Source organism: Chryseobacterium sp. C3 (assembly GCF_014218905.1).
In the GTDB taxonomy this organism is placed as follows: Bacteria; Bacteroidota; Bacteroidia; order Flavobacteriales; family Weeksellaceae; genus Chryseobacterium; species Chryseobacterium mucoviscidosis.
Window position 1 is genome coordinate 729,291 of record NZ_JACLCU010000002.1, and the last position, 13,889, is coordinate 743,179.

Sequence of the window (13,889 nt, forward strand, 5' to 3'; positions counted from 1 at the left end):
AGTATTTCCTTATTTTTGACTTTCTTTTTAAAAAATTATGTGGAAAAAAATTAAACAGATTATATTCGTTCTTCTTATTCTTAACGTTGTTTTTATTGTTTGGGGAAGATTTTTCAATCCTCCCATCACGCTAACCCAGATTGGAGGACTCTTCGAATACGGAAGGTTGCAGAGAGATTATATTTCCTATGATGAAATGGGAAGTAACGTAAAAAAAGCTGTAATTGCCTCTGAAGATCAGAAATTTTTCGATCATGATGGTTTTGATTATCAGGCGATTGAAAAAGCCATGAAAAACAACGAAAAAGGCAAAAGATTAAAAGGAGGAAGCACCATTTCTCAGCAGACTGCAAAAAATATTTTTCTTTGGCAGGGCAGAAGCTGGATCAGAAAAGGACTGGAAGCGGTGTATACTTTTATCATCGAAAAAGTCTGGAACAAAGACATCATTCTTGAAAGATATCTGAATTCCATAGAAATGGGACAGGGAGTTTTCGGGATAGAAGCCGCTTCGGAATACTATTTCGGGAAATCTTCCAAAGATCTCAACACCTCGGAAGCAGCGTGGATTGCAGCCGTTTTACCCAATCCTAAAAAATACGATCCTAAAAATCCATCTCCTTATCTCAGAAAGAAGCACAACTGGATTATGAGACAGATGAGGAATGTGCGTTTGAAATAGTATCTTTGCACCAATGAAACTCTTTAATTCCAGCACAAACTTTGAGTCGGTTCTTAAAAAATATTTTTCTTTTAAGAATGAAACGCTTTCGCTCGATCCGTTTGCCGAAATTTTAGACAGTGCAAAAAAGTCAGACTTTGCAGAGGTTCTCCGTTTTTTCAGAGAAAATCCTGAAATTCTTGAGAATTTTAAATATTATCTTCAAAATATTTTTAAAGGAAAAGCGTTCAATTTATCGCTTACAGAAGCCAATATTTTATCGGAAAACGCCTTTATTCCGGAGCTTAAAAAGAGAATTCTGAATAAAGTGCTTCCACCGGTCGTTAACGAAAATACGATCTGGTATATGATTGATAATGTAAGCCTTACTCCGAAAAAAGATCTGGGTTTCTTTCATAATCTTCCCGAAAATGAACTGGATGAACTCTTCAGACTTTTAGGGATTTCAGATTTTATCATCAGTCCGGAAGTGAAGAAAGAAATGCTGTTCTCCATGAACATCCTTTCATGGCGCGTTACCGGTTCTGCGATGGAAGTTGAAGTCGTAAGAATGGCCCCTCAATACAAAAATTTCGATAATCCTTTTCTGGCATTGCAAAATGAGCTGGAAGAACTGGCTGCAGATTTCGAAAAAGACAATCAGCTTCAGCTCAGTTCCAAAAACAGCCGTTATAAGCAGATTAAAATTTACATCGAGCAATGTCTGGAATTTGTAAATATTGCCTTTAAAAACTCCTCCAAGTACGGAATTTCGGGGAAAATTAATCAGTCGCTGCTTAAAATCCGTCAACAGGTACAGCGAATTTTTGACATCATTCAGCTTTTGGTTATCGATGAAGAAAAAGATATTTTGTTGAATTCCAAACAGTTGGTTTTTAATATTTTAAGCTATAAATCTCACAGAAATAACATTTCTGAACTCATCAACGACAGTACAAGGTTGATTTCGCACCTGATCACGAATCACACTGCCGAAACAGGAACCCACTACATCACTTCGAGCCGGAAAGAGTACATGACGATGTTCTACAAAGCGAGTGGAGGAGGAATTATTGTTGGTGCATTGTGCGTACTGAAAATGCTGTACGGATACATTCCCGGAAGCGATTTTTCCCATGCCTTTTTGTATTCCATGAACTATGCGATGGGATTCGTGATGATCTATCTCATGGGTTTCACCTTAGCAACGAAACAGCCTGCAATGACAGCGGCAACGATGACGAAAGTTTTGGCAGAAGAAGGAAATATCAAAAGCAGCAGTACAGAATTTGCGCATTTGGTTTCCAAATTATTCAGAAGCCAGTTTATTGCTTTTGTGGGGAACGTTTTGCTTTCCTTTCCGATTGCTTTGCTCATTATTTACGGACTGGATGTATTTTTCTCACAAAATTTAGCCATAGAAAGATCAGATAAATTGCTGAAAGATTTAGATCCCTTTAAATCCAAAGCTATTCTTCACGCCTGTATTGCAGGATTTTATCTTTTCATTTCAGGAATTATTTCAGGGAATATCGGAAACAATTCGGTTTTCTATCAGATTCCGGAAAGAATAGCAAAAAGTATTTCCATCAGTCGTTTATTCGGTAAAAATTTCGCTAAAGGATTATCCAAATATTACGCTAAAAACTGGCCCGGAATTGTTTCTAACTTCTGGTTCGGGGTATTTCTTGGGGCAACAGCTCCGGTAGGATTATTCTTAGGACTGGATCTTGATATTCGCCACATCACTTTTGCCGCAGGAAATTTAGCTTTGGGGTTGTACGGGAAAGATTTCACAATCGATTCTTATACCTTCTTCATTTCTCTGGTAACGGTTTTCCTGATCGGTTTTTTCAACTTTCTGGTAAGTTTCAGTTTGTCTATGTTTTTGGCTTTCAGATCCAGAAAACTGAATTTCGGACAGGTTGGAGAATTGTATAAAGGAATTTTCAGGTATTTTTTAAAACATCCGCTGAAGTTTTTCTTTCCGATACGATCCGGTCTTGATAAAAAAGCAGACGAACTCATGAGCAATACGAAATCTGCCAAAGAGTAAAATCTAATTTTTACAATATCTGAAGATCATCAAACTTCTCCACACCGAATTTATCCTGAAATTTTCTCAGGAAAAAGCTTTTACGCATCTGAAAATCGTGCTTTAATAAAGGTGAACTGATCTTTATGAAAACACATTTATTTTCAATATTTACGCTTTTAATTTCGTTGAAAAGGCTTTCATCAAGATAATCCGAAAGAAAATCTTTAATCTCAAAAGCTAAAAGTTTATGCTCAAAACCATGAATTTTGGCAAAAGATTTTACAAGTTCCGAGGACTGGAATTCACGTTTTTTCTTCTTCATTATTTACTGATGTATTGTGTTTGCAAACCTTTGCTTTGGAAAAATTTTTCTAATTCAGAATATATAAATTCACAGGCTTTTTTCCAGTTGAAAAATTTTGAAGGATAGCTTTCGATATTTCCGCATTCAAAGCAAATTTCAATTATTTCGAATATTCTGTCGTTTTCATCATAAAAAACAATTGCATTTCTTGGGAAAAAGCATCCTGACTGAGAAAACATGGTGATAACATGTTTATTACAGGTGTTAAAAATGATATGACTGAGTTTTGATATTTCTTCTAAATTCAGAGTTTTAGATTCTTCAATTTCTTTTTCAGATTGATTTTCTATAATCTCTCTGAAATCTATGGACTTGGGAAGATGATAAAATTCGTTCAATTGTACAGAATCTTCTTTTGTTTTTGGCGGCGGTGGTGGCGGTATATATCCTGAACTCTTTTTAAAATTTAAGTTATAAGAAACGATTTTGATTTTACTTGCTTTATTAAAAGGGTAGTTTTTTATTCTCTGACCGAATGAAACCGGATGGTAATTTTTATTGATTTCGCCTTCTGAAAAAGCAAAAGCATCAAGCAGGTCTTTCGGATTTTTCTTCTTTTGACCTGAATGAAAACAAGAACAAAAAGCAAAAAATAAAAACAGTATATTTTTCATGGCTCAAATCTCAAAAATGATACTTTCCTCATTAATCTTTTTTACTACATTTTCCGTGCGTTCCCGATGCGTATCGGTAATAAAAATCTGTCCGAAATTTTCCTGATTCACCAGTTCTATCAATTGAGAAACACGGCTGTCGTCCAGTTTATCAAAAATATCATCCAGCAAGAGAATTGGCGTTTTTTTTGTTAACTCTTTTATAAGGCTCATTTGCGCCAGTTTCAAAGAAATTAAAAAGGATTTCTGCTGTCCCTGAGAACCGATTTTCTTAATTAAGACAGCATCCATTTCAAAAAGCAGATCATCTTTATGAATTCCTTTTGAAGTATAAGTCAGCATTCTGTCTCTTTCAAGACTTTCTTTCAGCAGATTTTCAAAGGAATTTTCAAGCAAATGAGACTCATATAGTACAGAAACCGCTTCTTTTCCTCCGGAAATAATCCTGTAGAAATTCTGAACGATCGGATTTAATTTTTCAACGAATGTTTTTCTTTTAGTAAAGATTTTTGTTCCGAATTTAATGATCGGATCATCATAGATTTCCAGTGAATCTTTATCCCAGACTCTGTTTTTGGCAAAATATTTCAGCAAAGCATTTCTCTGCTGAATGGTTTTCTGGTACTGAATTAAATCAAAAAGATACTCAGAATCCGTTTGTGAGATCATCGAATCCAGAAATTTTCTTCTGCTTTCTCCCGAATCTGAAATTAAATTTGAATCATACGGCGAAATCATCACACTGGGTAAATAGCCGATGTGATCCGCCATTCTGTCGTAGCTCTTATCGTTTTTCTTAATGACTTTTTTTGCTTCTTTAGGCTGAAGTACTTTGATGTTATCCTCACTGTCATCATTCTGAATTTCAGCATCTATCGTGAAGAAATTTTCGTCATTTTTAATGTTGTTGAGATCTGTATTTCCCAAAAAACTTTTGCCTACGGAAAGATAATGAAGCGCATCCAGAATATTGGTTTTTCCCACGCCGTTATTCCCTACAAAACAGTTGATTTGCGGAGAAAATTCGAATTTTTTCTCGGTGTGGTTCTTAAAATTGTACAGGGAAAGCTTCTTGATAATCATTCGTCAAAAATACTTCATTATTCCTAAAAATAAAAAGGGAAGTGCCGAACAAGTTTCTACCCCGAAGGAAAAATACAGATCATCTCTTTCGTTTTCAGAGAAATAGATGAAAATATACGTAATGATGCTTGAAAGAAAAAAAGCAAGAGCATAATTGAAATCAAGATAAAAAACAGATAAAATATTGCTGATAAAAATAAGCAGATACGCCAGATATTTTGTGTTCTGAATGCCGATCATCGTGGGAAATGTTTTCACGGTATCAACATTCATATCCCGAATGTCGAAAGGTAAAACCAATGCCGTAATGAAGAAAAAACTGATCAGGAAGATCGGGATGCTGAATTCCGGCAACGTAAGCCAGCAATTCATCAGTCCCCAAACCAATCCTACATAAAATACCTTCAGCAAAGGAATTTTCCGGATATAAACATCAAGAAAAAAACTGTTGTATAATAAACCTAAAACAACGATTACAAACCATTTCAACAACCGTATTTCGTTGTGGTTATGAATAATTAACAACGAGCAGATAACTCCTGCAACAGCATTCAGAATCAGAATTTTAAAAAAATGCTTTGTTTTCTGGTATTTGGTGTACAGATAACCGCTGAAATACGTTATAAAAAGGAGGAAAACCGTCGGATAGCGGAACGTGTTTTGCTCCAACATGAAAAATACTGCAAAAAGAGTTCCCGTTAAGGATACGTAAAACTGACTGTCTATAACGGATTTTTTCAGTACTTTTAAGAAATTCATTTATCAAAAATAACATATATGAAAAGATTTTCCAAGATTTTTATGCTTTTGCTTCTCCTGCTGAATTTTTCGGGGATTTTTGCCCAGAAATATTATGATGAGCAATGGAAAAAAATATCAGCAAATTCTCAGAAAGGAGCGTATAAATCTAATCTTCCCATCATTTCAGAAATACAGAAACAGGCGATGAAAGATAACAATATTTTACAGCTTATTCAGTCTTTAAAGGCAGAATTCAGCATTGTAAACCAAACACAGGACGATGAAAAGAACGATTCCGTAAGCAGGCTTTTCAAAAAACTGAGTGAGGTAGAAAAACAATTGAAAGACGATGACAGGATATTATTTGAAGTTCTGCTGAATGGTTTTTTCCTCGATTATTACAACCAACATTCCTGGGAGATCGAACAGCGTACCAATATCAATTCTCTGGATCTCTCGCAGATCGAGACATGGAGCAAGCTTGATTTTAAAAATTATCTGAATAAAAAATATCAGGAACTTGATCTGCAAAAAGATAAAATGAGAAAAATTTCTCTTATAAAATATGAGAAAGCTTTTTCATACAACGATTATATTTCTTATTTCCCGGCTTTATGGGATTGGTATTCGACTAAAAAGATCGAATTTCTTTCTGATAATGATCTCTTTACCAAAAATGAACTTACGGAAAATCAGATAAAGATTAACGCGATCTATGATGATCTGATAGCGCAGAATTCAGGCAATTCCAAATTGTATTTCATGCATAAAAAATTGCAGAATAACTGTAATCTCACACTGTGTAAAGATCGTCTGACTCAGCTTCAAAACCTTTTGAAGACCGAAACGGAAGGCGATTATAAAGTTCTGATCATGGAAGATATCATAGAGCAGTTACTTTCCCGAAAAAAGGAAAAAGAAGCTCTTGCAATTGCGGATCAGGCAAAAACGATGTATCCCAAATCTCCTTTTATTGATAATATTAAAAATAAAGAAAATCAGATCTTAAATCCGTTTCTGAATATTAAATATGAGCAGCAGACCCAAAGCAAAAAGCCGATTCATTTTGTGGCAGAATATAAAAATGTTTCCGCTTTTTCTATTACAATTTACGAAGTAAAAGAGGATCTCACTACTTTTTTGCAGTACGCCAAAAACTCGTATTCTACTAAATTTAATAAGATTAAAAAAAATCTGGTTAGGAAAGAAGCTTATAAACTGGATGATCCGAAAGATTTTAAGAATCATAAAACGTCCTTAGAAATACAATCTCTTCCGCCGGGAATTTATCTTGCCGAATACAACGTTGCCGGAATCAGCGACAACGAAACCGAAGCGGAAAAAGACTTTTATTTTCTGGTTTCGGATAACAGAATTATTTATCAGTCAAAAACAGACAGAGATCAGTTATCCAATCAATTGAAATTAGTGAACAATGAAAACGGACAACCCGTAATTAACGAAAATCTTACGTTTTATGAATTTGTTTCCAATAATAATTTAACCAAAATAAACGGTAAAACAGATAATAACGGTATTTTCAGATTTCCTGCGACAAAAAACAATGATTATTACAGAACATTCCTGATCCGACAGCCAAAAACCAATGATGTGCAGATCATGGAAGTCTATGGAGAAAGGGGTTACAATAGTGATCTGAACATAGAAACAAAACAAAGCAAGGTACAGATTTTCACAGACCGGGCAATTTACAGACCGGGACAGACGGTTTATTTTAAAGTCATTAATACACAGCGTGATAAAGATATAGAATCTGTAGTTGCCGGATTAAAACAGAAAATTACATTAACCGACACCAACGGACAGGAAGTTTCTTCACAGACATTTACCACCAATGAATTCGGTTCTTATCACGGAAGTTTTGTGCTTCCGAAAGGGAAACTGAACGGAACTTTTTATCTGAGAACAGATGGAAATGACGGGTATAAAAATTTCAGAGTGGAGGAATATAAAAGGCCAAAATTTGAAGTGACGTTCGATCCTGTAAAAGATGAGTACAAATACGGACAAACGATAGAGCTGAAAGGGAAAGCCATGATGTTTTCGGGAGTTGCTTTAAGCAATACGACGGTTAATTATGAAATTAAAAAACGAAATATCCGCTGGAGATATTTTTCATGGTATCCGCAAAATGATGATGATAATGAAAACTCAGTTTTGGGAGAAGCAAAAACCAATGAAAAAGGAGAATTTATCATTAAAATTGATCCTAAAAAGGATGAAAATGTAGAAGGAATTCAGATTGATAATTATGAAATTAATGCCTCTGTTACAGATATCAACAGCGAGACACAGACTGCAGATACCCAGTTGAAAGTAGCTTCCGTTTCTCACTATATTCAGGCTGAAGAAATAAAGAATGTTTTTTCTGATGAAAATGTAAAACTGAATGTTGAAACAAAAAATTACAATGAACAGCTTCTTAAAAAATCGTATCAGGTAAAATTATCAAAACTGGTTTCTCCGGACAGAATTTTCAGACATAATTTCAAATCTGAAGTTCAGGATTTACCAAAATTCTCAAAAGAAGAATTCATCAGCAGATTTCCGCATGATTTTTACGATAAAAAGGATGAGCCTAAAAACCGGAAATCAACCGTAATTTTTGAGAAAACACAACAGCCAATAACTAACGATCAAAAATCATCAACCAATCTTGATTTAGGAAAACTGGAAGCAGGAGATTATCGGTTGGAACTGTATAATATTGAAGGAAAAGACACGATAAAAACGTTGCAGAATTTCAGTGTTTGGGATAAAAAATTGCTTAAACCCGATCAAAAAACTTTCCTGACGGTTGTGCAGTCCAAAAAAGAACTGAAAAGAGGAGAAAAAGCAGTATTTACGGTTTATTCTTCGGTTCCGAACGCTCTTCTGAATATTTTTGTACAGAATGGTTCCGGAAAAACGATTTCTGAAGTTTTGCCTTTCAAAAACGGAATGCTGGAATATACAGCAGCTATTCCAAAAGATAAAGATGTACGAATTTTGAATATACAGTTTCAGGTAGTTGCCTTTAATGACGTTCAGACAGAATCTGTAAATCTGGATGTAGATGATACTGACAAGTCTTTAACGATTGAAACCCTTACTTTCAGAGATAAAATTCAGCCGAATTCAAAAGAAAAATGGTCTGTAAAAATTTCAGGAAATGAGAAAGAGAAAATCAACGCAGAAGTTTTAGCGAATATGTATGATATGTCTCTTGATAAATTTGCTGTTAATCGATATGACTGGTACACTTTATATGCACCGTTTATAAGTACAGTATCATACGATGTGAGAGTGTATCTGCGACAAAAATATTATCAGAAAAGTATTCAATATTTCAAGGAAAATAATATAGAGGTTCCTCAATTTAATTGGTTCGATAGAAGTTTCATATATTCTTTACAAGGTGCAGTTGCAGGAATATCTGTACAAAATAATGTTGTTCCAGAGCCAGCTAGAGCTCCTAAATCTGAAATGTCTCCAAGAATGAAATTATTAAGTGTAAGAATGGATGATGCGGCAATAGACATTCTAAATTCGGGCAGACAATTAACTGAGCAGGAAAAGAAAGAATATACGGATGTAATAGATCCTCTTGCAGCTCAAAAAGAAGCATTATCATTGGTTCCCGTTCGCCAAAACCTAAACGAAACCGCATTTTTCTATCCGGATTTGAGAACCGATTCAGAAGGCAATGTAAGCTTTGAATTCACTTCTCCGGAAGCACTGACAAAATGGAAACTGATGTTTTTGGCGCATACTAAAGACGCAAAAGCAGGAACACTGGAAAAAGAAGTCGTAACGCAGAAAGAATTTTCGGTAACGCCAAACTACCCAAGATTTTTAAGAGAAGGTGATGAACTGAATCTACAGTCCAAACTATCGAACTTAACGAGCAAAAAATTAAGCGGTTCGGCAAGCTTACAGATTCTGGATACGTTTACCAATGAAGATATTTCGACTCAGTTTGGTTTAAATTCAAGCATTCAGAACTTTGATCTGAATGAAAACGGAAACTCCGCTTTGACATGGAAAATAAAAGTTCCGGATAATGTTTCATCCATTATTTTAAAAGTGGTGGCAAAAGCAGGACAATATTCCGATGGAGAACAGAAAGCCATTGCGGTTCTACCCAACAGAATGCTCGTAACAGACGCGGTTCCGGTTTTTGTAAAAGAAGGCGAAACCAAAACTTTTGAACTGGAAAACCTTAAAAATGCAACTTCAACCACGATTTCCAATGTCTCCAATACACTGGAACTCACGACCAACCCCATCTGGGAAATCATGTTTGCGCTTCCGAGCCTGAAAAATGATCAGAATAATTCTGCAGATGTCATCTTTAACAAATGGTTTGCGGATGTTTTGGCATCAGAAATCTTTAAAGCCAATCCGAAGCTGAAAACAGTTTTCGAAGAATACCAGAATAAAGGATTATTGAATTCCAATCTTGAAAAAAATCAGGAACTGAAACAGTTGCTTTTGGAAGAAACACCGTGGGTTTTGGAAAGTAAGAATGAAGGAGAGCAGATGCAGAAATTAGCTTTGTTGTTTGATGCAAATACAATGAAAAATTCCATCAGTCACGACTGGGAAGATTTAGAGAAACTCCAGAATCCGGATGGAGGGTTTTCGTGGTATAAAGGTTATCCGAGTTCATATTCAACTTCATTGTATATCTTGAAAAATTTAGGAAAAATCAATTTTTGGCTAAAAGAAAACGTGAAAGATTACCAAAGTTCTGAACAGAATGAAATGGTTTCCAACCTGATTAAATACGTAGATAATGAAATTGAAAAATACACTTCGACTTCGCTCAGTGCGGGAAAAGAAAATGTAATCAATAACTGGACTTTAGACTATCTCGACACCCGAAATTACTGGGAAAAACAGTATCCGTTAAAAGGAAAAGGAGCCACTTTAAAATCCTTGGTAAAACAGAAAGTAAAAACGATAAAAATTACAGATTTTACCTTCTTCGGACTGCATCGTGCCGCTTTACTGATGAATGATTATGGATTAAAAGAAGTTTCGGATAAACTTTTAAATTACCTGAAAGAAACTTCCGTAGATTCAAAAACGCAGGGTGTTTACTGGAAACAGAATCTTGATGACTGGGGTTGGTTCAGCTCGAAAGTGGTGAATCATGCAGGAGCATTGGAAGCATTTAACAAATTAAAACCCAACGATCAGAAATTCATTGAAGACCTTAAAATCTGGCTGATCACCCAAAAAGAAGTGAATTCGTGGGGGAACTCAAGAGGAACTTCAGAAGTTATTTTTACGATTTTAAATTCAGGAAAATCATGGACGAATGCGGAAAGCGATAAAGCAACGATTGTTTGGGGCGGAAAAGAACTTCAGCCACAGACTCAGGCAACAGGTTATGTGAAATCTACCGTGAAATCGGATGTTTTAGATAAAAATTTAGCCACCGTTACCGTCACAAAACCGGGAGCAGGAATTGTTCAGGGAGGTTTGTTCTGGCAATATTACGAAGATCTGGATAAGATCAAATCTTCCGAGAATTACCTGTCCGTCACCAAAGAGCTGTACAGAAAAATAAAAACGGTGAATGGGGAAGAATTGCAGAAAATCACTCCTGAAACTCCATTGAAAGTAGGCGATAAAGTGACGGTACGAATGATTTTAAATACCGACCGACCGATGGAATTCATCCACATCAAAGACATGAGAGCAGCAGGATTTGAACCTTTGGATGTACTTTCTGGCTATCAATGGAAGAATAATTTAGGATATTATCAGTCGACCAAAGATGCATCCACGAATTTCTATATTGAACAGATGCCGAAAGGGAAATATGTTTTCGAATACGATTACGTTGCCAATGCATCCGGAAGATTCTCGAACGGAATTACCACGATTCAGAATTATTACGCACCGCATATGAATGCGCATACGAAGGGAGATGTCGTTGAAATTAAAAGCAACTAAATAATAAAATCACCGCAAATCCTAAGATTTGCGGTGATTTTTAATGATAATGATTACTAAAGTTAAACATTTGTTTAATTTGGAACGGTTTTTAACCGGAATAAATTTATAAAATAAATACAAAACTTATGAGATTTTCAAAAACAATTATTTCAGGATTGATGCTCTTTGCAGCAGTGAATACCTTTGCACAAAAGAAAACAGAAAAATTCGAGAAGTTACAGATCGAAATGTTCCCAAAAGCAAAAGAAGGTTTTAAGCAGGTGTATGTACAGCTTCCGGTTGCTAAGAATGAAAATGACCTTAAAGTGGAATTTTTTGTAGGAACAGAAAAAATGCTTGACTGTAACAAACATTTTTTAATAGGAAAAGTCAATACGCAGGATCTTCAGGGATGGGGTTATAACTATTACGAAGTAGAATCCAAAGGAGAAACAGGAGGAACTTTAATGGCTTGTCCGGATCAGAAACTTACTAAAAAATTTGTTTATCTTCAGCCGGAAACTGTACGATACAACAGCAAACTGCCATTAGTTTTCTACATTCCGAAAGATATGGAAGTACGATACAGAATTCTTCGTCCCGATGCGATGAAGAAAGCTGTTCAGAGATAAATTAAAATATACCAGAAGCCACTTTTTATGAAGTGGCTTTTTTTTATCTTTGAAAAAAGAAGAATAATGTATACGATATTGGATTTAGAAAGCCGGTTCTCAAAACAAAAGATCAACAAGGCAAAAAAACTATTGATAAGAGAATTGGAAGAAGAGAAAAAGAATCATTTCATTTGTTTTGTTGATGATGAAAATGAATCTTATGACGTAAGAATTGTATTAAATTCTAAATCCGAAATTACAGAATCTTCATGTGATTGCGAAAGCAAAGATTTTTGTCTGCATCTTTTGGCAATGGGACTGTTCATGTCAGAAAATCAATCAGGAAAAATAAATTCAAACAAATCGGCAAAGAAAAAGATTTCTGAAGCTGAAATAGCTATGGAAAATCTGAATGCAGAAGAACTGAAAAACTGGCTGCTGTTGTTTTTTAAGAAGAATAAAGAAGCAGAAGTTCTGTTTATGATGGAATTCGGAGAAAAGAAAAAGTCTTTTTCCAATGAGGAAATTTCTGAAATCATAAAAAATACCACCAATTCTGTTGCCGGTAAAAAAAGAAATCTTACAGCACAGGATGTAAAAAAAATAGTTGATCTTCTTACAAAAGCTTTAGAACCTGTAGAACAGTATCTTTTTCAGAATAGTGATAAGCAGGAAAGTATTGATAAATTTATGGTTATAAATGATGAACTCACCAAATATCAGATGAAGGTTTCCTTCTCAAGCACGAGGTTTGATACTTTTCATGAAAAGCTAAGAGAAAGATTCGTCGCTCATCTCAATTCTATAAAAGATTTTGAATATTGGAAAGAAATTGCAACCAAAAACTGGAATGTCTTTCTGAAAGGCAAAGATTCTATACCTTTTCATTTTTATTATTTCATTAAAGAAATGTATCATTCCGGTGATAGTCTTCAAAAACTGCACATTGCCGAATTGATAAGGCAGGAAATTTTGTTTTGGATTAAAAATAAGTTTAATTTAAAAGTTTCTCTTAGAGAAGATCTGTTGGAAATTGTTGCCGAAAATAATTTTTTTGAAGAACTGCAACAATACTTTCCTGTGGATCGTTATGAGAACAGCTACAATCTAAAAGTGATTGAAGAAATTTTAAAGATTGATGAAGATAAGGCAGAAAAAGTTTGTAAAGCAATTATCAAAATAAATACAAATGATAAATATAATCTTCCTTATTATAATCTTCTTGAAAAAATTTATCAGAAAAGAAACAGCATCAAAGATCTGGCATATATAAAAAGAATGAAGTTTTGGGAAGACCCGTCTATTGAAAACTATATCTTTATTGCAGAAAATGATGAAGATACTGAGGCTTTAAAAAAATTAAGAAACAGAATTTTGTCAGGTTTAAGAGGTTCTTTTTATAGCTATCCGGAAAATACAGGGCTTTACTTTGCTATTATGGATTATGAGAAGAACTATAAAAAAATGCTTGATGTTATCAATACTGATGTTCCCACTTCAATAATAAATCAATATGCTGAAAAGATGTTTCTTACAAATAAACGAAGTTTTTTAAGTTCAGTAAATTCGCGAACAGAATGGAATGGTTCTGAAGAGGAAGAAAATATTCTGGCGGATTTTTTAGTTTCGAAATATGAAAGCGTTCAATTGGAAGAATTTTTTTCTAAAAGGTTTTTTGGTTTTGGAGCCGATCGGTTTTCGAAAATTGTTCTAAATAAAATTAAAAAATAGAATCTAAGGAAGAATTTACTAATCATTCTGTACTTAGTTTTAAAGAGTGTAAGTAAAAAACTGATATATTTGTTTTTTTAACAATTAAATAAGC

9 protein-coding genes are annotated in these 13,889 nt (G+C 34.5%); 5 read left to right on the forward strand and 4 right to left on the reverse strand.

The features are described 5' to 3' along the window. The first annotated feature begins 37 nt into the window (after window positions 1-37). Window positions 38-682, forward strand: coding sequence for a monofunctional biosynthetic peptidoglycan transglycosylase (gene mtgA, locus H6W53_RS07055; RefSeq protein ID WP_185205526.1), 645 nt, complete (start codon window positions 38-40; stop codon window positions 680-682). Between the two features lie 13 nt (window positions 683-695). Beyond that, window positions 696-2,717: a recombinase gene (locus tag H6W53_RS07060; protein ID WP_185205528.1), complete on the forward strand. Its 2,022-nt coding sequence runs from the start codon at window positions 696-698 to the stop codon at window positions 2,715-2,717. 10 nt (window positions 2,718-2,727) lie between these two features. On the opposite strand, the gene H6W53_RS07065 is transcribed toward H6W53_RS07060, so the two are convergent. The 4 genes from H6W53_RS07065 to H6W53_RS07080 are packed head-to-tail and all read right to left on the reverse strand — an operon-like array spanning window position 2,728 to window position 5,519. Continuing rightward, on the reverse strand, window positions 2,728-3,021 hold the full coding sequence (locus H6W53_RS07065; RefSeq protein WP_087706231.1) for a hypothetical protein: 294 nt from the start codon (window positions 3,019-3,021) through the stop codon (window positions 2,728-2,730). Further along, on the reverse strand, window positions 3,021-3,677 hold the full coding sequence (locus H6W53_RS07070) for a hypothetical protein (protein WP_185205530.1): 657 nt from the start codon (window positions 3,675-3,677) through the stop codon (window positions 3,021-3,023). Before H6W53_RS07070 ends, H6W53_RS07065 begins: the two co-directional genes overlap by 1 nt. Before the next feature lie 3 nt (window positions 3,678-3,680). Then, a complete protein-coding gene (gene recF, locus H6W53_RS07075; protein ID WP_087706235.1) occupies window positions 3,681-4,760 on the reverse strand; it encodes a DNA replication/repair protein RecF in 1,080 nt (359 codons plus the stop codon). A 3-nt stretch (window positions 4,761-4,763) separates the two neighbouring features. Beyond that, on the reverse strand, window positions 4,764-5,519 hold the full coding sequence (locus H6W53_RS07080; protein ID WP_185205532.1) for a hypothetical protein: 756 nt from the start codon (window positions 5,517-5,519) through the stop codon (window positions 4,764-4,766). Between the two features lie 18 nt (window positions 5,520-5,537). Here H6W53_RS07080 and H6W53_RS07085 point away from each other — a divergent pair, with 18 nt between their 5' ends. From H6W53_RS07085 to H6W53_RS07095, 3 genes are all read left to right on the forward strand, one after another. Continuing rightward, window positions 5,538-11,468 carry an alpha-2-macroglobulin family protein gene (locus H6W53_RS07085; RefSeq protein WP_185205534.1) on the forward strand — a complete coding sequence of 1,977 codons (5,931 nt, stop codon included), beginning with the start codon at window positions 5,538-5,540 and terminating at the stop codon, window positions 11,466-11,468. Between the two features lie 128 nt (window positions 11,469-11,596). Then, window positions 11,597-12,082, forward strand: a complete 486-nt coding sequence (locus tag H6W53_RS07090; protein ID WP_185205536.1) for an ecotin — start codon at window positions 11,597-11,599, stop codon at window positions 12,080-12,082. Window positions 12,083-12,148: 66 nt separating this feature from the next. After that, entirely contained in the window at window positions 12,149-13,795 is a 1,647-nt protein-coding gene (locus H6W53_RS07095; RefSeq protein ID WP_185205539.1) for a hypothetical protein, read from the forward strand. Window positions 13,796-13,889 lie beyond the last annotated feature (94 nt).